The sequence below is a fragment of the Bacillus sp. F19 genome, from assembly GCA_023823795.1.
In the GTDB taxonomy this organism is placed as follows: domain Bacteria; phylum Bacillota; class Bacilli; order Bacillales; family Bacillaceae; genus Bacillus_P.
This window is the reverse complement of record CP085710.1, coordinates 3,985,268-4,007,371: the sequence shown is the minus strand read 5'-3', so window position 1 is coordinate 4,007,371 and position 22,104 is coordinate 3,985,268. Positions and strand designations below refer to the sequence as shown.

Genomic DNA, 22,104 nt, shown 5'->3' with positions numbered 1-22,104 from the left:
ACCGGTAGGGAGCGGAATGATTCATGAAAATGACTTCAAGGAAAATGGCGGAGACAATCAAGGAGCGCTTAAAACATAAAGACTGGACGAGCCATTTTGATAGAGAAAAGGATCAATTGCGTGTTGAAGATGATGCTACTAAAAAAGGCATCACGATATCTCTGCCTGGCATTATTGCAAAATGGGAAGAGAAAAAAGATGCGGCTGTTGATGAATTGGTTTATTACATCGAGGAAGCTTTGACAGTTATGAATGAGGAACAGGAACTGACAGGCAAAGAAAAAGGGATTTTCCCGGTTATCAGATCAACATCTTTTCCAGTCGAATCCTCTGATGGCGTTTTGCTGATACACGAAAAACATACAGCTGAAACGAGAATCTATTATGCGCTTGATCTTGGGAATTCCTATCGTTTGATCGATATGAAAATGATGGAAAGAGAGAACTGGACGTTCAGCAAAATTAAAGAAATGGCAAGGTTCAATCTCAGGTCCCTGCAAACAAGTGTAAAAGAAGATCATGCTGCAGGAAATGTTTTTTACTTTTTAAATGCCAATGATGGCTATGATGCAAGCCGTCTGCTTAATGACACCATCCTTGATTCTTTCCATGAAAAAATGCAGGGTGCGATGGCCATTGCAGTACCGCATCAGGATGTTCTGATTATCGCAGACATCCGAAATGATACAGGTTACGATATTTTAGGCCAGATGGCCATGAGCTTTTTTGCAAGCGGCAGGGTCCCAATTACAGCTCTATCTTTTCTGTATGAAAACAATGAGCTGGAACCTATATTTATTCTTGCAAAGAATCGGGCAAAAAAGGAAGAGGAAGGTAAACAATGATGCGCGTATTTTATAACAAAGAAGGTGTAGGCGATACACTGATGATTTCAGCGGCTGAATTGCCGCCAGAAGACAGAGCGTTTGTAAAAAAGGGAGATGCAGTGCGAATTTACAGCAGTGCCTCAGGCGAAACGGCCGGATTCAATCTTTTTAACGCATCTTCTTATCTTGAAATTGAGAGCAGCGCCGGGGTTATTGAATTGACTGAGAATCTGCTCAGCAAATTGAATGAATGCCTTAATCAAAATGGATTTGAGGAACAGCTGCAAGCTGATCTATCACCCAAATTTGTAGTTGGGTTCGTAGAAACAAAAGAAAAACATCCAAATGCCGATAAATTAAGCGTATGTCAAGTTAATACAGGCAGTGAAAAACTTCAAATCGTGTGCGGTGCACCTAATGTAGACAGCGGACAAAAGGTTGTTGTTGCTAAAGCCGGAGCAGTTATGCCAAGCGGCCTTGTGATAAAAGATGCTGAGCTCAGAGGTGTTGCATCAAGCGGCATGATCTGCTCTGCGAAGGAATTAAATCTTCCCGATGCTCCTCAGGAAAAAGGAATTTTAGTTTTAGATGATCATTATGAAATCGGCACAGATTTTTTTAAAAAATAATGGACTCCCATAAACCTATTGTCTAAATCGAACAATCTATTTAAAGATGAAAAAAGCCACTAGGAAATTTTCTAGTGGCTTTTTTCATCTTTAAAAGATAGGATTAACTGTTACAATAGAATAGTAATTAAGAAGAAACCTTTGAAAGAGTGGTTTTTATGAGTTGGTTTTCAAAAATGATCAATTATTTCGCCGGTGAAACAGAGACAGATAAGCAATTAGAACAAGCAGCAGCTGAAAAAAGGCAAATTCCAGAACAGCAGCAACCTGTACATAGAGCACCAGTACCGCCCAAAACTCAAACTTCGAATGTGAAAAATGTAGAAACAAAAGTAGCCTATCAATATCCTAAAGGAAACTTCAAATTTCCGATGATTCCTGATAATCAAAAAACTCGTTCAGAACCTAGAAGGAAAAGTTCAGCAAGTGCAAAGATCGAAAGAACGAAACCTCAAAAACTTAGCAGCACAGGGCATATGCCGGGAAAAGCAGCCAGAATAAAGACAAATACAGATTCAAAGAGGCCTTTTCATCCAACAGAGATTCCTTCGCCTATTTACGGCTTCAGGCCTAGAGACAATCAAGAACCATTAGAGTATCGAATTAGTCCAAGAGATGAAGCAAATCAAACTGGCAGCGAGCCGGGTTCAAGTTTATTTAAAAGCTTTCAGCAAGCCGCTCAATCTACTGAATCCGTTCTGTCAAAGTTAAATGAACATAAACGTGCTGAGCTCCTGAAAAGAGAAGCTGCGAGAATGAGGGAAATCCAAGACGTGAGAATTCCGGCAGCAGCCCTGCATGAAAAGCTGGAAAAAGATGATCCAGCCATTTTAAAAACGGAAGCCGCGGATTCTGTATCTGAAATCATTCCAGAAAACAGCTTGCAAAAATCAATTATTCCAGATAAAAGTCTGGATAAAGAAAAGGAAACCCCATTTCTTTCCTTTGCATCTGATGAAGATCATGAAGAAATCAACAGTGATACTGTTGAACATGTAAATGTAATAACAGAAGATACACTCACGCTGCCATATGAAAATAAAGAGGTAGCGGTAACGGCTGAGGAAACAGAAATCGTTATGGCTGAATATGCACATCCGCCTATAGTAAAGTCAGAAGAAGACTTCAGCCTTATTGATGAAAACGAAGAGAAACAAACGCTCACTGAATGGACGCCAAACGAGGAGCATGCAGAAGTTCCAGAGCCAGACGTTCTGACTGCAAGCGACGATGAGCTAAAGCTGCATACGGCCACTGCTGATAAGCATCATTATGAAAAGGAAGAGGAAAATCGTGTAACAGATGAACCAGCCATTAACAGAACTGAAAGATCGAATGAAAATCCTGCAGAAAAAGTGATAGAAAATCGATCAACAAGATCAACCGTTCCGTTTAATGTCATGATGTTTGGAAGAGATAAACAAAAAATCCAAAAGTCAGAAGGCTCTTCGAATTCTGGATCATCCTATCTTTTCCCGTCATTGCAGCTTTTGAACATTCCGCCTAAGGAATATGTAGATGATGTGGATTGGCTTAGAGAACAAACAGAATTGCTGAATGTGACGCTTGAAAACTTCAATGTAAAAGCAAGAGTTGTTCATGTTACACAGGGGCCTGCTGTGACACGTCTTGAAGTCCAGCCTGAACCTGGAGTGAAAGTAAATAAGATTACAAATTTAACAGATGATATCAAACTGAGCTTATCAGCTAAAGATATCCGCATAGAAGCGCCTATACCCGGCAAGAACAGAATCGGCATTGAAGTTCCGAACAGACACAGCAAAATGGTCTATTTGCGAGAAATCTTAAGAAGTGCGGAGTTCAGAAATAATCCATCTCCGCTGACGGCTGCCCTGGGCCTTGATATTTCTGGTCAGGCTGTTGTGACAGATCTTAAAAAAATGCCGCATGGACTAATTGCTGGAGCGACTGGTTCCGGTAAAAGCGTGTGTATTAATACAATCCTGGTGAGCCTTCTGTACAAAGCTTCCCCTCATGAAGTGAAGCTGCTTCTGATTGACCCAAAAATGGTCGAGCTAGCCCCGTATCACAATGTTCCTCATCTAGTAAGTCCGGTTATTACGGATGTAAAAGCTGCTACTGGAGCATTGAAATGGGCTGTAGAAGAAATGGAAAGAAGATATGAGCTATTTGCTCATGCGGGAGCAAGGGACATTTCCCGCTATAATGAACTTGCGGCAAAACATAATAGCGGTGAGCATATGCCATACTTGGTCATTGTCATTGATGAGCTTGCTGATTTAATGATGGCAGCTCCTGCTGACGTAGAAGAAGCGATCTGCCGCATTGCTCAAAAAGCAAGAGCGTGCGGAATTCATCTAATAGTTGCTACACAAAGGCCTTCAGTTGATGTCATAACTGGATTAATTAAGTCAAATATCCCGACCAGAATTGCTTTTTCTGTATCATCTCAGGTTGATTCACGGACAATTATTGACTCAGCCGGAGCAGAAAAATTGCTCGGTAAAGGGGATATGCTCTTTTTAGAAAATGGCACATCTAAAGCTGTCCGTATTCAGGGGAATTTTGTATCAGATGAAGAAATTGAACGGGTCGTTAACCATGCCAAAAAACATATGAAGCCGGTCTTTTTATTTGAGCAGGAAGAATTGATGAAAAAGTCCAGTATAGAAAGCGAGGAAGATGAACTGCTGCTTGAAGCGTGTGAATATGTGGTTGATCAGGGAGGGGCATCTGCATCAAGTCTGCAAAGAAGATTCAGAATCGGCTATAACCGTGCAGCAAGACTTATGGATATGATGGAAAAGCAGGGAATTATTTCAGAAGCAAGAGGAAGTAAACCCCGTGAAGTCCTAATTTCTGAGCAGGACCTTGAAACCATTCAGGAAAGCGGAATGTAATGGAGACTGGGTCTGGAGAGCTGATGATATCCAAGCATCATATAAACAGAAGAACTCACAGTTTAGGGGAAATATTCTTCGAAACAAAAATATTTGTCTGAAGAAGGTATTATCTTCAGGAATTGGGAAAACTGCTTTTAAAGCAGTTTCCCCAATTTTTCTTCTCGATTTAAGACATACTCAGAAGCAACTGCCCGTAATGTTTAGAGGATCAGGAAAACATTTACATTATATTCCGCACTTGCCAAGTTCATAGATATCGTATAATATGCATTGGGCAGGATAAATTGACCCGCCATGTATTTATTTAAAAAACCTAACATGTCTGATTTATGTGTCATTCATGAGCAGCCGCTTTTCTTATAGTTATCTATATTGCATTCTGCTATAATGTTAAATCGTAAGCTATACTACATATCCGCTATCTTATGCATTCTAATTAAACTTGGAGTTGCAAATTGAGATAAGAATCATATAATGTCAAACAGATAGACGTTTGTTGGAGGTTCTATTTATGACTGTTTACCATTTCGTTGGAATAAAAGGGACTGGAATGAGCGCCCTTGCACAGATTCTGCATGATATGAACTATGAGGTTCAGGGATCTGATATTGAAAAAACTATTTTCACTCAAATAGCTTTAGAACAGCGCGGTATTCCGCTTTTTCCATTTTCAAAAGACAATATCAAACAAGGATTAACTATTATAGCGGGAAATGCGTTTCCTGACTCGCATCCTGAAATTGAGGAAGCACACAGCCTCGGGCTTAAGGTGATTCGCTATCATAAGTTCTTAGGCGAGTTTATGGAGAAGTTTACAAGTGTCGGCATTACAGGTGCCCACGGCAAAACCTCGACTACAGGATTGCTTGCCCACGTCATTCAGGGAGCAAAGCCAACTTCATTTTTAATTGGAGATGGAACTGGAAGAGGCATGGAACAAAGCGAATACTTTGTTTTTGAAGCTTGTGAATATCGCAGACATTTCTTGTCTTATTATCCGGATTATGCGATCATGACGAATATCGATTTCGATCATCCGGATTACTTCAGCAGCATCGATGATGTGTTCAAAGCATTTCAAGAGATGGCTATGCAAGTCAAAAAAGGCATTATTGCCTGCGGTGACGATGAGTATCTTCAGCATATTCAGGCAAATGTGCCTGTCGTTTATTACGGCTTCAGTGAAGAAAATGATTTCCAGGCCCGCAATGTTGTAAAAGCGACTGATGGAACAAGTTTTGATGTGTTTGTCAGAAACACTTTTTATGCATCTTTTAAAATTCCGACTTTTGGCGATCACAGTGTACTGAACGCACTTTCTGTTATTGCGCTTTGCCATTATGAAGAGATTGATGCAGAAGTGATTCAGGCTCAGCTTCAAACGTTCGAAGGCGTAAAGCGCCGTTTTAACGAGAAGAAAATCGGCAATCAAGTTCTGATCGATGACTATGCGCATCATCCTACTGAAATCACAGCAACAATTGACGCAGCAAGACAGAAATATCCGGACCGTGAAATCGTTGCGGTCTTCCAGCCGCATACCTTTACACGCACACAATCGTTTTTAGAGGAATTTGCGGACAGCCTGCAGAAAGCAGATACTGTCTATCTTTGCGACATATTTGGCTCTGCCCGCGAAAACATTGGAAAACTGTCCATTCAAGATCTTCAAAATAAAATCGACCGTGCATCATTAATTGATGAAGAAGAAACAGCCGTCTTAAAGCAGCATGAAAATGGCGTTCTCGTTTTCATGGGAGCAGGAGACATTCAAAAATACCAGCAGGCCTACGAAAAGGCTCTTGCATAAAAAACATGGGCTAAAGCCCATATTTCAGTTTGTAGACAAAAGGCATTCGGATGAGCTCTATCCGAATGCTTTTTGTCATTTCTGGGGCTAATTTGATGTTTGTAGGCCTATTCGTTGACTATTTTTATACCGCTTTCGCTGGCTTCCATGTCCAGGATGCCAACTTTTTCAAGTTCATGGCAGCAAAAGTAAGCATCGCCTGCATGGACAATTTTTTGAGTCCTCTCAACGTTGTCCAACGCATACCATGCTTTTCTTTTGCATCTGCAAAGACACGCTCTATCGTTTCTTTGCGTTTTGCATAAATTGTTTTGTTCTCTTCTGTATGACGAAGGTGTTCAGCTTCATCTAAGTATTCTTGCCAGAGATGCCTTTCAATCAATTTCTGATGATTTTGGCTCTCCGTACATTGGCTTAGGAATGGGCAATTTTCACAAACCTTCGGATCGGAAGAGTATTGTCTGTATCCTTTTTTCGTAGTAGTTCTGTAAGGAAGCACTTGATCGTGCGGGCATATGTAACAATCAAAATGTTCGTCATACACATAATCACTTTTCTTGAAAAATCCATCTTTTGTTTTTGGCCGTGTATAAGGAAAAACCGGACGAATTTCTTTTTCGTTCAAATAGTGAGCAAGAGCAGGGTTCTTGTAAGCAGCATCGGCAGCAACAGCAGCAGGTTTCTTGTGAAGCTCAGTTACTTGATCAAGTAGAGGCTCGAATATTGCACTGTCGTGCACGTTACCAGGCGTAACGATTGTCCCCAGAACAAATCCTTTTTCGTCAGAGGCTGCGTGAAATGAGTAAGCGAACTGTTTTGTTCTTTCATCTTTTACGTAATAGCCACTTTCCGGATCCGTCGTACTTTCTTTAATCTCTTTCTCTTCCGGTTCAAATTTATCTGGGGGAAAAGGCTTTTTTCCGTTTTCTTCGCGGTCTAGATTGAGTTCGTTTTGGAGCCTTTCCTCATATGATTTCGTTTCTTTTCGTACGATTTTTTTCTGATACTTTCGTTTATTAGCACTAGCCTTTACGTGAGTTGAATCAATAAATACCTGTTCTCCATTGACCAGTTTCTTATCAATCGCCTCTTTTAAGATGCGGTAAAATATCTGCTCAAACAGATCTGTATCCTTAAAGCGCCGTTCATAGTTTTTACCGAATGTTGAGAAGTGGGGCACCTTGTCATGAAAACCAAAACCCAAAAACCAACGGTAGGCTAAGTTGGTTTCAATCTCTTCAATGGTTCTTCTCATGGATCGAATACCGAAAAGGTATTGGATGAAGGTCATTTTAATCAATATGACCGGATCAATACTTGGACGACCTCGATCTGCGGAATAGACTTTCTCTACTAATGGATAGATGAAAGAAAAATCGAGAGCTTGTTCAATTTTACGGACTAAGTGATCTTCCGGCACCAACTGTTCAAGTGTAATCATTTCTAGTTGATCGCGATTCATTTGATTATTTTTAGACAACATCCAAATCACCTCTGTATTGTTCTATTTTCATTATATAAAAAAACTGCCGACAAATCCCCCAAAAAGGGGGGATTTGTCGACAGTCTGAAACATGGGCTAAAGCCCATGTTTTTTTGTTTATATGCTTATTTCAGGTTTTCAGGATTTAATCCTTCTAATTCCTCAATTACAAAACGGCCGTCTTTACGGACTAGGACGCCGTCAAAATACATTTCTCCGCCTCCATATTCAGGGCGCTGAATGTTTACCATATCCCAATGAATGTTAGAATGGTTATCATTAAATGCATCGTCATAGCATTGTCCAGGAGTGAAATGGAAACTGCCGTCGATTTTTTCATCAAAAAGAATATCCTGCATTGGATGCTGAATGTAAGGATTCACGCCAATTGCAAATTCGCCAATATATCTTGCTCCTTCATCGGTATCGAAAATGCTGTTGATGCGTTCTGTATCATTTGCAGAAGCCTCAATAATTTTTCCATCTTTAAACGTAAGCTTCACGTTTTCAAAGGTAAAGCCGTTATATGGGGACGGAGTATTGTATGTAATTGTTCCATTGACAGAATCACGAACTGGAGCTGTATAAACCTCACCGTCTGGAATATTCATTTCCCCAGCACATTTAACAGCAGGAATGTCTTTGATCGAGAAAACCAAATCCGTTCCTGGACCTGTAATTCTTACTTCATCCGTTTTGTTCATTAATTCAGCAAGTGCGTCCATAGCTTTATCCATTTTTCCATAATCAAGATTGCACACATCGAAATAAAAATCTTCAAATGCTTCTGTGCTCATCTTAGCAAGCTGAGCCATTGAAGAATTAGGATAACGCAAAACAACCCATCTTGTTTTAGGGACGCGAATATCACGATGCACCTTTTGGCCAATTGTTCTGCCGTGCAGCTTCATTTGCACGTCAGGCACATCAGCATGCTCATTTATATTGTCTCCTGAACGAAGGCCGATATAGGCATCCATTTTGCTCATGACGTTTGCTTCAAACTCGGCCATCATGCCATACTGTTCCTCCTGTCCTCCGAGCAGGAGAGCGCGGTCAACCTGCTGATCTTTAAGAGAGACAAATGGATACCCGCCTGCAGCATATGCTTCATTGACGAGCGCTGTAACTAATTCTCTTTGCAGGCCAAAGTTTTCAATCAGTACTTTTTCTCCTTTTTGGAGCTTGACTGAATAATTTATCAGGTTCTTTGCGAGCTTTTGAATTCGTGGGTCTTTCACTTTTTTTCCTCCCGGTATACGAATAAGTAATACATGTCTATTGTAACCGATGTCAGAAAAAAATTTAAAATATTTATTGAAAATTTAAAAACACGGCCATAATAGGAAAGGAATCCAAATTTTTTTGTAGAATACTAGCTTTATGAAAAATCTTTATGTTTATAATTAAATACTTGCGGGAAACAGTTAATATCGCTTATTGGAGGTGCTGAAGTTGGAAATTATTTTATACTTAGCTGTTGCACTAATTGCAGTTGCATTCACAGTACTGGTCGTTTACCTGTCTAAAACGTTAAAATCCCTATCCTCTACCCTAAACAATGTAGCCGGAACACTGGCAGGGCTTGAGAATCAAATCCAGGGAATAACGCTTGAAACGACTCAGCTGCTACATAAGACAAATGCTTTGGCAGAGGACATTCAGGAAAAATCAGAAAAGCTGAACACTGTTGTCTACGCGGTTCAGGGTGTTGGTTCATCTCTTCAGAATTTCAATGATTCTGTTCAGAAAGTATCAGCATCAGTTAGTACAAATCTTGAGAAAAACCAGGATAAAATCAACCAGGTTGTTCAATGGAGCAATGTTGCAATGGACGTTTGGGGAAAATGGAAGCTGAAAAAGCAGAAAGATGAGCGTCAGCAGAAACAGCCAAGTTTATGAATTCGTTTTAAAAAATATAAAATAAGAATCGCAATAGGGAGGAATTTATCATGAGTAAAGATGGAATCAACAGTAAAGATTTTCTTATCGGAACACTAGTTGGTGGAATAGTAGGGGCAACTACTGCACTATTCCTTGCACCTAAATCAGGTAAAGAACTTCGTGATAATATTGGTGAGCAGGCAGTGATTGTTAAAGAAAGAACAGGAAAAATCACAAATGATGCTTTAGAGAAAAGCAATGAATTTGCGGCACTTGCAAAAGAAAAGTCAGCTAATCTGACGCAGGTTGTTTCAGATCAGTCTTCTCAAATCATGAACAAAGTCCGTGATTTGAAAAGCTCTAAAGATCAAAATCAAGAGCAATCTGAAAACAATCCTGAAGACGTAAAGCTAAACTTGGCGCCTGAAGCAACAAGTGATGATCCAGAGCTTAACTCTTCAGTTCAAAGCCCTGTTAATGAAACGATTCAGCCATCTTCTGGTTCTACACAGCATGCTGAAGAATTAAAAAAGCAAGTAAACAAAGAAATTGAAGATGCAAAAGAAGCTTTATCAGAAAAAAAATAGTACAATGAATCGGCAAAGTTAATCGCTTTGCCGATTGTTTTTATTTTCAAATGAAATCATGTACAATAAACAGACCAACCTGAATTTAGGAGTGAATGAAACAAGATGCCGAAAACTAAGATTGATACAGTGGAAGAATTTCAGCAAATCGCTGATAGCGGAGAATCCTTTTTATTTTTCAAAAATAGCTTAACATGTCCGATCGCACAGACAGCCTACGAGCAATTCGAAGCTTTTGCGAAAGATCATGACTCGGTTAATGCCTATTACCTGAATGTCCAGGAAGCAAGACCGCTTTCAAATTATATAGCAGAAACTTACAGTGTGAAGCACGAATCACCACAGGCTCTTTTTTTCAAAGACAAACAGGTCACATGGAACGAGTCACATTGGAAAATTACAAAGGAAACGTTAACTAAAAACGTATTATAAAGCGGAGGATGGGACAGAGACTTTACTGCTCTGTTCCATTTTTATGTTATTTTTAATGTGAGTTCAGGACATGAATAGGAGAAAGTAAATGAATGAACGTGCTTTTGATCAATTATTAAATATTAAGACGGAAGGCAGCCAGAAAGGGTTCGGCAAGTCACTTCATTATCACCGCTATGAACCGACACCATATGCGGCACTGGAGTGGTTATTTCGTGAATATGAGCTGAAAAGCAGTGATCATGTTGTTGATTTTGGATGCGGAAAAGGCAGATCCAACTTCTATATACATTATTTAAGCAATGCTACTGTCAAAGGGGTCGAAATGGACAAGGCTTTCTATCAGGAAGCGATTAAAAATCGTGATCGTTATTGGAAGAAAGCAAGGAGCAGGAAAGGGCAAATCCAGTTTTATTGCTGCTTGGCGGAAGAGTATAAAATCGATCCGTCAGATAATCGATTTTATTTCTTTAACCCCTTTTCTAAAGAAATTTTTATGAATGTCATAAATAATATCCTGCAGTCGGTTGAAAACGCAAGGCGGGAGATCGAGCTGATCCTGTACTATTGCTCAGATGAGTATCTCTTTTTTTTAGAGAACCAGACAGCTTTTGAATTAAAAAAAGAAGTCGTTCTGCCTGGGTTTAATGACCGGAATCCATCTGAACGATTTTTGATTTATCGGCTGGATTATAAATAAAAGGTAATACAAATACAAAAGCCCGCCAAATTTGCAGCAGGCTTTTTAGATTTTGATCAGAACGATCTGCCTGTCAGGGCGGACAGCCGTCTCCTCTTTTTCTTGGTGTCCACCTACTAACTCCTCGGTCAGAAAGATCCGCCGGTAAAGGCTTTTCTGGCGGATCCATATCTGCCTGAGCAGTCGGTTCCGTTTTTCTCAGAACCATTTAATACTTAGCCGATCGCCAGGCAGCAATTCTTCATGAAATGCTGTTTCTTTTTCATTTTTTAACAGGAGGAATTCATTGCTTCCCTCTGATGGAATAGTCACATCGACATCATGAATCTGTCCATCAAGCATCGAGCGCTCTCCATGTTCCTGAATAACAGTGTCAATGACTTCAAAGGCGCCGCCTTTTTCGGATAATAATAAACCAACTACTGATCGGGTGCCAATATCCGATGCAAATGTATAAGTATCTTTTCTCAAAATGAGCACCTCTTTTATTAAACTATAAAACTCGGGAAAACAAGATAAATCAGTATTGTGATCACTCAAAAACACTTTATCACTTAAAAGCGTTTAAATGTTAAAGAAAAATGCGTGACAACACGAAGGAATTTGTATATAATTATCACTAATTACTAAAGAAAATGTATCATATTTTCTTTTTTTAAGAAAGATGGTGCAGCTTTGCATCACGCTAAACCACTAGTTTTGAAGGGATGCATGTACAAGCCGGATTTCGGCTTTTCATAAGATTTTCTTCAATTTTAAAAAACGCGAAAGGATGAGAGAGATGAGTAACGCCGAGTTAGAAGCATTGCGAGTGAGAGCAGAAGAGATTAATCTGCAGATTTTACAGCTGATTAATGAGCGAGGAAAGTTAGTACAGGATATAGGTAAAGCCAAGGAAGCGCAGGGCGTTAATCGATATGATCCCGTCCGTGAGCGAAGAATGCTTAATAAAATTAAAGAGAACAATGATGGACCTTTCGAAGACTCCACATTGCAGCATATTTTTAAAGAAATCTTTAAAGCTAGCTTAGAGCTTCAGGAAGACGATCACCGCAAAGCGCTTCTTGTATCACGCAAAAAGAAGCCTGAAGATACAATTGTTGATGTTAAAGGCGTCAAAATCGGCGACGGCAGCCAAGTATTGATTGTTGGGCCTTGTGCAGTTGAAAGCTACGAGCAGGTAGCTGCTGTTGCAGAAGAGGCTAAAAAACAGGGAATCCGCTTATTGCGCGGCGGAGCATTCAAGCCACGCACAAGCCCTTATGATTTCCAGGGTCTTGGTCTTGAAGGCTTAAAAATCTTAAAACGTGTTGCAGATGAATATGATATGGCTGTTATCAGCGAAATTGTCAATCCTGCGGACATCGAAACGGCTATTCAATACATTGATGTTATCCAAATCGGAGCGCGCAACATGCAAAACTTCGAATTATTGAAAGCTGCCGGTGCGGTTAAAAAGCCTGTTTTATTAAAACGCGGTCTTGCTGCTACACTTGATGAGTTTGTAAATGCAGCTGAGTACATTATTTCACAAGGAAACGATCAAATCATTCTTTGCGAACGCGGTATACGCACATACGAAACAGCCACTCGAAATACACTTGATATTTCAGCTGTGCCGATTCTAAAACAAGAAACACATTTGCCGGTAATGGTTGATGTTACGCATTCAACTGGCCGCCGCGACTTGCTTATTCCTTGTGCTAAAGCAGCGCTTGCGATTGGTGCAGACGGGGTAATGGCTGAGGTCCATCCGGACCCTGCAGTCGCGCTGTCTGATTCAGCTCAGCAAATGGATTTCGATCAGTTCGCAGAGTTCATGAATGAAATTAGACCATTAACAAAAGTAAAAGCATAACAAAACAAAAATCAGGTGACTCAGAGTAGAATGTGTAAACATTCTATCTCCCGAGTCACCCTTTTTGATATTGACTTGCACTTTTCCTGTATTTTCTTTAAGATTAAAAACAGTGAAATTCATCATTGAGTTTGCTCAATCTTGAACAAAATAGATCTTCTTAGATAAAAACACTGTAAATAGTTTGCTTACGTTTTCATAGTATCGTATCATTATGTACATAAATCGTCATTATGGTGACATTTTACTTTAATAATTGTAAATGCTAACTATACATAGATAAGGAACCAGAAGGAGTGTAAGAAAATGAATAATATTACAATTTACGATGTAGCCCGCGAAGCAAATGTTTCAATGGCTACTGTTTCCCGGGTTGTAAACGGCAATCCGAATGTAAAACCAACAACACGCAAGAAAGTATCAGAAGCAATTGATCGTCTAGGCTATCGCCCGAATGCTGTTGCACGTGGACTTGCAAGCAAAAAGACGACAACAGTAGGCGTTATTATTCCTGATATTTCAAGCACATTCTATGCTGAGCTTGCACGCGGTATTGAAGATATTGCGACAATGTACAAGTACAACATTATTTTGAGCAACTCAGATCAAAACCGTGATAAAGAATTACACTTGCTTAATACAATGCTTGGCAAACAAGTAGATGGCATTGTTTTCATGGGCGGGAATATTACGGATGAGCATGTAGAAGAATTTAAACGCTCTCCTGTACCGATTGTGCTTGCTGCTTCAATTGATGTGAATGAGGTAACACCATCAGTTAACATTAATTATGAACAGGCAACATTTGATGCTGTTTCCATGCTGATTGAAAAAGGGCATAAACGCATTGGCTATGTGACTGGTCCAATGGAAGAACCAATCAATAAAGAGATGAAAATGAACGGATACCGCCGTGCGCTGACTGAAGCAGGAATTACCGTTGATGAAGACTTAATTACGGAAGGTGACTACACCTATGATTCAGGTCTAGAAGCCTTCGAAAAAATTAACGAATTATCGGATAAGCCTACAGCTATTTTTGCAGGCACGGATGAAATGGCATTAGGAGTCGTTCATGCAGCGCAGGATAATGGCTATGTTATTCCGAACGATATTGAAATCATCGGGTTTGATAATACGAAATTAGCAACTATGGTTCGTCCTCAATTAACAACAGTTGTCCAGCCGACATATGATATCGGTGCTGTAGCGATGCGCCTTCTGACTAAACTGATGAACAAAGAAGAAGTTGAAAATCATATTGTTGAGCTTCCGCATCGAATTGAAATCAGACAATCCACTAAAGCTTAATATTGAAGAGCATTGGCTGTTTTAGCTGATGCTCTTTTTGTTTTCTTTAATAATGAAAAAAGATGAAATCAGATGTTAGCCTTACCAAAAAGTAAAAGCATGGATTGTTTGGTCCATGCTTTTACTTATGTTTTTGGAAATGATAAAAATTAATAGGCTGCGGATTGTTAAATAAATATATTGCCCCTTTGTTCATGAAAGTGTCTTTCTGTCTTTTCCTTGATTTTGACGGAGTGGAAATAGAGCTTTCTCCACAGTTTGTGCGTTTTTTTCTTCTATTTCAAGCTTTCTTGGAATGGCTTTATATTGATCTTTGCTGTCTTCCCATATAGAGGGAAGGGTAACAGGTGCTTCTGGCTGCCAGCGTTTGATCCATTCCTCAGGAAGAGGTCCGTTTACAGTCTGCTGTTTCATCTGCAGCCAGATCATAGCCCAAGCCCGGGGGACGACTCTCCAAATATCATAGCCTCCGCCTCCAACCGCAATCCATTTCCCGCCGCAATATTGATCCGCAATTTCCTGAGCTATTTTTGGTATTTCCTTAAAAATGGCAGTTGTTGTTGCAAAATGGGTTAAAGGATCGTAGAAATGCGCATCTGCTCCATTCTGTGTAAGAATGACATCAGGCTTGAAGAAAGCGGCAATTTCTCTTATAGATTGTCTGTAGGCATCAATCCATGATTCATCTTCTGTAAATGCATCAAGCGGAATGTTAAAAGAGTAGCCATAGCCCTGTCCTGTACCCCGTTCGGTAACATTGCCTGTCCCAGGAAATAAATAGCGGCCCGTTTCATGAATGGATAATGTGCAGACACTTGGATCATCATAAAATGTCCATTGGACCCCATCGCCATGATGAGCATCTGTATCAATGTATAACACTTTTGCGTGATATTTTTCCTGTATATATTTGATCGCGACGGAACTGTCATTGTAAATGCAGAAGCCTGAAGCTTTTCCGCGGAAGCCGTGATGAAGGCCGCCTCCGAGATTCAGAGCCCGTTTAGCTTTGCCTTCCATTACGTGTTCAACTGCGGTCAAAGTACCTCCAACGAGCAGGGCGCTTGCTTCGTGCATGTTCTTGAAAATAGGTGTATCCTCAGTCCCGATTCCATAATTAAGCGCTTCTTTTGGATCTAATTCTCCCGAACCTGCTTTTTTGACAGCATAAATGTACTTTTGATCGTGAACAAGAGCAAGTTCTTCATCCGTCGCTATTCTTGGTGCTGCCAGTTCATCATCTGTCAATGCATTCATCTTTTTCAGAAGGTCATATGTTAATTCCACCCGCAGCTGATTGAACGGGTGATCCTGGCTGAACTTATATTGCTGAAAAAGAGGAGAATAGATGAAAATATTTTCTTTCATGATGAAATCCCCGGGATGTTAGGCCATAATACGGTATATCCTTCTTTATCAAGCTCCTCAATCAATGCCATGGGATTCATGGTCTGCACTCTGAATACAAGAACTTTGAACCGTTCGTCTTTGTCAGGATAAACAAGAACACTGGAAATGTTTACTTTGCTTTTTCTGAAAACATCAGACACCTCAGAAAGCATGCCCGCCACGTTTGGAACCTTTACCTCGATTTGGGAGCCGGGCTGATTGGCCCCTGTCAGCTGAACAAAGGTATGCAGCAAATCAGTTTCTGTTATAATCCCTACTAATTTTCCATGCTTAATAATAGGCAGGCATCCAATTTTGTGCTCATAAAAAATAGAGGAAATCTCCTCGACAAAATCAAGAGGATGACCTGTAATGACATCTGTTTTCATGATTGATTTTAAAGGTATATTCAAGGCTTCTTTATTTTCACTCAGCTGAAAGATGGAAGGACTTGCATCTTTAATGTCCCGGTCCGAGACAATCCCGGCAAGGAGGTCATTTTCAGCTACAATCGGGATATGGCGAATCCTGTGTTCAGCCATTTTTTTAATTGCTTCTGCAATTGTTGCATCAGGTGTGAGTGTCACAATATCTTTCTTCATGATTTGTTCAACTATCATACTTATAACCCCTTTGTTTTAAAGCGTGAACGAAAGAAGATCAGTACATAAACCGGTTTTTAAATCTGAGCTGATCGAACTGCTGAATTGAATCCTGATCCACTCTTTTTCCGATTTTAGCCATCAGGCAATTTGCTGGGTGGGAGCTGATTTCGGGCTCATCTGTTGCATACCACTCCAAGCCGCCGGCATTCATCATTTTCTCCATCACTTTCCGGTATTCCCACACATTAAGGCCTGTACCTTTTAAATCCCAGTGCCAATAGTACTCTGTTGTAATGGTAATATAATCTTCCATTGCATCATCCATCATGGAAACCATCAGGAGATTTTTTCCGGCAGAATAGCCCCGGTATTCAGGAATCACCTCGATTGCGCCAAGTTCAATCAGGTTTTTCATCTTGCCTTCTGACCATCTTTCCAGTGGATCTGGATATAAATATGTAACATACCCGACGATGGTATGGCGATTTCTGGCTATAATAATTCGTCCTTCTGGCAGAGCAGCTATCTCAATTAAAGCTTTGTGCTGCTGCTCAGGCTGTCTGAAAGCTACCAGCTCATGATGAAATTCAAGACCTGCCAGTTTCTCGGCTTTTATGGGACCTTCTATAATAAGCGGCCCATAAGGAGTTTTAATCTCTTTTGCGTTATAAGTTTTAGGATGTTCCATTCATTCACCGCCTTCTATTGATGCTGGACATAAATCTATTATACTAGAAAATACAATAAATGAAGCGTTTACATTTAAAAACTGTGATTTTTTTAAAAATTGAGAAAAGATAGAATCTGTTCTATAATAGAGAATGTATATACTGAATAAGGGGGAGTTAAGGATGAAGTTGGAAGCGCTGCCAGCAGCAAAGGGGAACCACAATCTAGAAGACTATGCTAAAGCCTACGAAAATTTTGATTGGGCAGAAGCAGAAAAGCATTTATCGTGGTCTGAAACAGGAAGAATTAATGCTGCATACGAAGCAATTGACAAACATGCAGAATCATTCCGGAAGAACAAGGTTGCCTTATATTACCGTGACCCTGAAAGAGAAGAAAAGTATACGTTTAAAGAGATGAAAGATCACTCAAATAAAGCAGGAAACATTCTTCGTCAATGTGCAGACGTAGAAAAAGGCGACCGTGTATTCGTCTTTATGCCAAGAACTCCGGAATTGTATTTTACGGTGCTTGGAGCAATTAAGCTGGGTGCCATTGTCGGTCCTTTATTTGAGGCGTTTATGGAGGGAGCAGTGAGCGACCGCCTGAAGGACAGCGAGGCGAAAGTCATTGTCACAACTCCAGAGCTTCTGGAAAGAGTTCCATTTAATGATCTGCCTGCTCTAAAGCATGTTGTTCTCGTAGGGGACAATGTTCATGAAGATGGTCCATACATAGATTTCTTAACAAGAATGAAGACAGCAAGCAAAAAGCTTGAAATAGAATGGGTAGAAAAAACAGATGGCCTGCTGCTGCATTATACATCCGGTTCCACAGGCAAGCCGAAAGGTGTTCTGCATGTTCATCAGGCAATGATCCAGCATTATCAGACCGGCAGCTGGGTTCTTGATTTAAAAGAAGATGATGTTTATTGGTGTACAGCTGATCCAGGCTGGGTCACAGGGACCGTTTACGGCATCTTTGGACCTTGGCTGCACGGAGCATCGAACGTCATCGTAGGGGGCAGATTTAAGCCTGAACAATGGTATGAAACGATCCAGAATTACGGAGTAACGGTATGGTACAGTGCACCAACGGCATTCCGCATGCTTATGGGTGCGGGGGATGAGCTGGTGAAACAGTTTGACCTTAGTTCATTGAGACACATCTTGAGCGTTGGTGAACCATTAAATCCTGAAGTTGTCAGATGGGGGATGAAAGTCTTTGCCAATCGTATTCATGATACATGGTGGATGACAGAAACGGGTGCACAGGTAATCTGCAACTATCCATCTATGGAAATCAAGCCGGGTTCTATGGGGAAACCAATTCCAGGCGTTCAGGCTGCGATTGTTGATGACCAGGGCAATGAAGTTCCGCCATACCGCATGGGGAATCTGGCCATTAAAAAAGGCTGGCCTTCCATGATGCATACAATCTGGAACAACAAAGAAAAGTACGAGTCTTATTTTATGCCTGGGGACTGGTATGTTTCGGGTGACTCAGCGTACAAGGATGAAGACGGCTACTTCTGGTTCCAGGGAAGAATTGATGATGTAATCATGACATCAGGCGAGCGCGTCGGACCATTTGAGGTCGAAAGCAAGCTTGTTGAACATCCTGCCATTGCCGAAGCTGGTGTAATCGGCAAACCAGATCCAGTCCGCGGGGAAATTATTAAAGCATTTGTTGCGCTTCGGGATGGGTACGAAGCAACAGATGATCTCAAAGAGGAAATTCGCAGCTTTGTTAAAAAGGGACTTGCTGCTCACGCTGCTCCGCGTGAAATTGAATTCCGCGATAAACTGCCAAAAACTCGAAGCGGAAAAATTATGCGCCGCGTCTTAAAAGCGTGGGAGCTCGACTTGCCGACTGGCGATTTGTCGACAATGGAAGATTAATAGCATCTATTAAAAAAGCTTGCAGACATTCTGCAAGCTTTTTTTGGGATTCTATTAATATGACTTTTGCATTTTAATGTGTTCTGCGCAGTACAGCGGCAGCAACGTCCATCCTGAAATCTGCGAATAAGGTCAGCCATTCGGTTTTTCTTCTGGAGGAGTCTGCTCTCCGGTATCTGCAGGTTTTTCCGGAGGCATTGGATCCGCGGGTTTTTGTACAGCTGGTTTCGGATCTTTGGGCTTAGGATCAGCAGGCTTTGTTGCCGGCTTCTGAGCTTGATAGGATCCGCTTGTTACGGTTGCAGAAGCAGGTGATTCTTTTCCTGCTACGTCAACTGCTGCTACATAGTAGGCAGCAGGTGAACCTCCAATTGAAGCTGACAGATTTTTCGAAGCTGGGATGCTTGCAACTTTTCTGAAATTCTTAGAAAAGTTACCGGCAGCATAAACGCGGTATCCTATTACATCTGAATCACCGTTCGTGTTCCAGCTCAGGCGACCGCCGCTGATTCTTACTCCGGATACTTGTGATGGAGCTGATCCGTTGTCTCGGATCTGATTTCCATCCGTTACAACGATATTGCCCCAGTTTGTTTTGTTTGGCAGCAGTTCTTTTAAATCGCTGAAGCTGCTTAAATTATGCTTTTGCAGAATTTCTTTTTTTAACATCACACCTTGCTGAACAAATTCAGAAGGAGCAGAAGGGGGTACCTGGTATGCTCTGTCTTTTACATAAACATACTTTCCTGATGTTAAGCTGTCATCTGTTTTTGTCGGAACAAACTTCGCATTAAAGAGGTCTGTAGCAACAAGTCCAGCCTGCTGGCACATGGCAGAAGGCAGATCCCCGGACAGTGCGCAATATGATTTCTGAACAATTCCGGCTGGCATTTTAAATGTTTCTTTCGGTGCAATAAGGCCCGGATTAACTTCATGGGCTGCATTCATCAGCTTTGACCATAAAAGAATGTTTCTGCGGCTGTAGGACATGCCTTTATAATCTTTTTCAACTGATTTAGGGGTGTCGTATCCCATCCACGTTCCAAACGAGACATTTGGATTCGTTCCGACAAACCATATATCTTTATACTCCTGGCTTGTTCCTGTTTTTCCTGCCCAGTCTGCACTGAATGAGAGATAGTTCTTAGCGGCTGTACCCGTTCCTTGTTTAATAACATCGCGCATCATATCGATTGTTAAGTAGGAAGTCTGAGGTGTAAATACATCAACTGCTTTTGATTTGTGCTGATAAATGACTTCGCCTGATTTTGTTTCAATTTTTTCAATGAGATAAGCATCGATAAACTTTCCGCCATTTGCAAAGGTTGCATAGGCATTTACGTTTTCTTCTACGGTTATGCCATTAGTAAGCCCTCCAATTGAAGTAGCTGGACCGCCATCATTTTTAGAGATAGTTGTGACTCCCATTTTCTTTAAATAATTAAGAGGATTTTGATCCATCACTTTTAAGTACGACTTAATGGCAGGTATATTATATGACTTTTCAAGTGCATAACGGGCGCTTGTAAATCCATGGAAGCGGCCATCGAAATTTTTAGGGTTCCATTCGCCGATTTGCAGCGGTACATCTGCAAGTACCGAACCTGGCTGGATGGCGCCGGTTTCCATTGCAGGAGCATAAGCAAGCAGGGGCTTCATCGTCGATCCGTTTGATCGGGGAGTATCTGTCGCATGATTGACTTGTTCTCTTTTATGATTTCTTCCTCCGACGAAGCTGATGATTTTCCCTGTCTTATTCTCAATTAAAACAGCTCCAACCTCAACGGGCTCCTGGACCTGTATTTTCTTCCCGGTATCTTTGTCTATCTTCACTTCCGTCTTATCGCTGCCGTAGTATTCATACGATTCAGCAATGGTTTTCATTTTGTCATAAATATCTTTTTGAATGGTTGTATGAATTTTATAGCCGTTTTGACGTAAGTTCCGGTCAGCAAGGGCTTTGTATTCTGCGTACAATTCTTTATTTTTTTTCAGTTCGTCCATTTTGTGGCCGTCTTTTTCAGCCAGCTGCGTTAAGATGATATCAACGGCGCGTTCTTCAATTTCGTAAGTGAGCCATGGATATTGTTCTATGGAGGAAGGCTTGGCTTTGGCCAGACTTTTCCTTAAATCAAATTTGACTGCTTCTTCGTATTCTTTTTGCGAGATGAAGCCTTTTGCATACATGCGTCTAAGAACAGTTTTCATCCTGGACGTTCCTGCATCTAGGTTTTCCTTTATTTCTCCCCTGTTTGTAAACGGGGTATAGCCGAATGGACTCTGTGGCAGACCTGCAATAAAAGCAGATTGAGGAAGAGTTAAATTCTTCGCATCCACACCGAAAATACCTTGTGCAGCGGCCTGAACTCCCGCTATATTTTGGCCGGAAGCATTTCTGCCCAGATCAGCTACATTCAGATAAGCCTCCAGGATTTCCTCTTTTTCAAAGAAGCGCTCAAGGCGGAGAGCAAGCAGGATTTCTTTTGCTTTGCGGTCAAAAGAAACTTCATCTGTTAGAATTTGATTTTTGATCAGCTGCTGTGTAAGTGTACTTCCCCCAGAACGATTAGAGGAATTTGTCACTTCCTGAAAAAGGGCGCGCATAATCGCTTTAGGAACAACCCCGTCATGCTCATAAAAAAATTCATCCTCTGTAGCAATTACGGCATTCTTTACATGCTTTGAAATTTCATCAATCTTTACTTCCTGTCTTTCAATATCTGCACGGAGCTTTCCTAAATACACCGAATCAGAAAAATAAATCTGCGAGGTTTCTTCGTAATTATAAATATCTTTTTTCATGGAACTATAAGTGCGGAGAGGTTCATCCTTAACCAATGATGCAAAGTACCCTGCGCCGAGTCCGCCGCCAAATGATGCGGCAATTAAACCGATGACAAGAAAGATCAGCATCAGGTTCCAGACGACCCCGTATGTAATGTTAAACCCTTTTACTGTTTTATATTTGTAAGGCATAAATTTGCTGTACCAAGTTTTGAGTTTATCCATATATTTATCATCCCCCCTATACAATCCACCCACTTTAATTATATCATATAAAAACAGTACTTTTGTATGATCTTGTCAGATGCTGATGAATCGTTTGACAAGGAACATTCTATATGGTAAAAAAG

Annotated in this window: 17 protein-coding genes and 1 pseudogene; 11 read left to right on the top strand and 7 right to left on the bottom strand. The window is 40.8% G+C overall.

What is annotated here, in order from left to right:
* Positions 1-23 precede the first annotated feature (23 nt).
* The 4 genes from LIT25_20595 (at position 24) to murC (ending at position 6,151) form a co-directional block, all read left to right on the top strand.
* A complete protein-coding gene (locus tag LIT25_20595) occupies positions 24-845 on the top strand; it encodes a DUF1444 domain-containing protein (protein USK32954.1) in 822 nt (273 codons plus the stop codon).
* Positions 845-1,456, top strand: a complete 612-nt coding sequence (locus LIT25_20590) for a DUF4479 domain-containing protein (protein ID USK36354.1) — start codon at positions 845-847, stop codon at positions 1,454-1,456. Before LIT25_20595 ends, LIT25_20590 begins: the two co-directional genes overlap by 1 nt.
* 158 nt (positions 1,457-1,614) lie before the next feature.
* On the top strand, positions 1,615-4,338 hold the full coding sequence (locus LIT25_20585) for a DNA translocase FtsK (protein ID USK32953.1): 2,724 nt from the start codon (positions 1,615-1,617) through the stop codon (positions 4,336-4,338).
* Between the two features lie 514 nt (positions 4,339-4,852).
* Positions 4,853-6,151: a UDP-N-acetylmuramate--L-alanine ligase gene (murC, locus tag LIT25_20580; GenBank protein USK32952.1), complete on the top strand. Its 1,299-nt coding sequence runs from the start codon at positions 4,853-4,855 to the stop codon at positions 6,149-6,151.
* 124 nt (positions 6,152-6,275) lie between these two features.
* Here murC and LIT25_20575 read toward each other — a convergent pair whose 3' ends face one another.
* Entirely contained in the window at positions 6,276-7,634 is a 1,359-nt protein-coding gene (locus LIT25_20575; GenBank protein ID USK32951.1) for an IS1182 family transposase, read from the bottom strand.
* A gap of 125 nt (positions 7,635-7,759) precedes the next feature.
* On the bottom strand, positions 7,760-8,875 hold the full coding sequence (locus LIT25_20570; GenBank protein ID USK32950.1) for an aminopeptidase: 1,116 nt from the start codon (positions 8,873-8,875) through the stop codon (positions 7,760-7,762).
* A gap of 214 nt (positions 8,876-9,089) precedes the next feature.
* Between LIT25_20570 and LIT25_20565 the strand changes: the two genes are divergently transcribed.
* From LIT25_20565 to LIT25_20550, 4 genes and pseudogenes are all read left to right on the top strand, one after another.
* Entirely contained in the window at positions 9,090-9,536 is a 447-nt protein-coding gene (locus LIT25_20565) for a DUF948 domain-containing protein (GenBank protein USK32949.1), read from the top strand.
* Positions 9,537-9,586: 50 nt separating this feature from the next.
* A pseudogene (locus LIT25_20560) lies at positions 9,587-9,874 on the top strand (YtxH domain-containing protein).
* Between the two features lie 336 nt (positions 9,875-10,210).
* Positions 10,211-10,537 carry a bacillithiol system redox-active protein YtxJ gene (gene ytxJ / locus LIT25_20555; GenBank protein USK32948.1) on the top strand — a complete coding sequence of 109 codons (327 nt, stop codon included), beginning with the start codon at positions 10,211-10,213 and terminating at the stop codon, positions 10,535-10,537.
* 88 nt (positions 10,538-10,625) lie between these two features.
* Positions 10,626-11,237, top strand: a complete 612-nt coding sequence (locus LIT25_20550; GenBank protein ID USK32947.1) for an SAM-dependent methyltransferase — start codon at positions 10,626-10,628, stop codon at positions 11,235-11,237.
* A gap of 198 nt (positions 11,238-11,435) precedes the next feature.
* Here LIT25_20550 and LIT25_20545 read toward each other — a convergent pair whose 3' ends face one another.
* A complete protein-coding gene (locus tag LIT25_20545) occupies positions 11,436-11,708 on the bottom strand; it encodes a hypothetical protein (GenBank protein USK36421.1) in 273 nt (90 codons plus the stop codon).
* 310 nt (positions 11,709-12,018) lie between these two features.
* Here LIT25_20545 and LIT25_20540 point away from each other — a divergent pair, with 310 nt between their 5' ends.
* Positions 12,019-13,095 carry a bifunctional 3-deoxy-7-phosphoheptulonate synthase/chorismate mutase gene (locus LIT25_20540; protein ID USK32946.1) on the top strand — a complete coding sequence of 359 codons (1,077 nt, stop codon included), beginning with the start codon at positions 12,019-12,021 and terminating at the stop codon, positions 13,093-13,095.
* A 306-nt stretch (positions 13,096-13,401) separates the two neighbouring features.
* Positions 13,402-14,406, top strand: a complete 1,005-nt coding sequence (gene ccpA, locus LIT25_20535; GenBank protein USK32945.1) for a catabolite control protein A — start codon at positions 13,402-13,404, stop codon at positions 14,404-14,406.
* A gap of 192 nt (positions 14,407-14,598) precedes the next feature.
* Here the strand turns inward: ccpA and LIT25_20530 are convergent, their stop codons facing one another.
* From LIT25_20530 to LIT25_20520, 3 genes are read right to left on the bottom strand one after another with little or no spacing between them, the layout of a single operon-like run.
* Positions 14,599-15,774, bottom strand: a complete 1,176-nt coding sequence (locus LIT25_20530) for an acetoin utilization protein AcuC (GenBank protein ID USK32944.1) — start codon at positions 15,772-15,774, stop codon at positions 14,599-14,601.
* Positions 15,771-16,415, bottom strand: a complete 645-nt coding sequence (locus LIT25_20525) for an acetoin utilization AcuB family protein (GenBank protein USK32943.1) — start codon at positions 16,413-16,415, stop codon at positions 15,771-15,773. The genes LIT25_20530 and LIT25_20525 overlap by 4 nt, the downstream gene beginning before the upstream one ends.
* Before the next feature lie 40 nt (positions 16,416-16,455).
* Positions 16,456-17,088 (bottom strand): GNAT family N-acetyltransferase, encoded by a 633-nt coding sequence (locus LIT25_20520; GenBank protein ID USK32942.1) that lies wholly within the window; start codon positions 17,086-17,088, stop codon positions 16,456-16,458.
* A 163-nt stretch (positions 17,089-17,251) separates the two neighbouring features.
* Here LIT25_20520 and acsA point away from each other — a divergent pair, with 163 nt between their 5' ends.
* The gene (acsA, locus tag LIT25_20515) at positions 17,252-18,970 is read left to right on the top strand and encodes an acetate--CoA ligase (protein USK32941.1); all 1,719 of its coding nucleotides are present in this window, start codon (positions 17,252-17,254) and stop codon (positions 18,968-18,970) included.
* 132 nt (positions 18,971-19,102) lie between these two features.
* On the opposite strand, the gene LIT25_20510 is transcribed toward acsA, so the two are convergent.
* Positions 19,103-21,979, bottom strand: a complete 2,877-nt coding sequence (locus tag LIT25_20510) for a transglycosylase domain-containing protein (GenBank protein ID USK32940.1) — start codon at positions 21,977-21,979, stop codon at positions 19,103-19,105.
* Between the last annotated feature and the right edge of the window lie 125 nt (positions 21,980-22,104).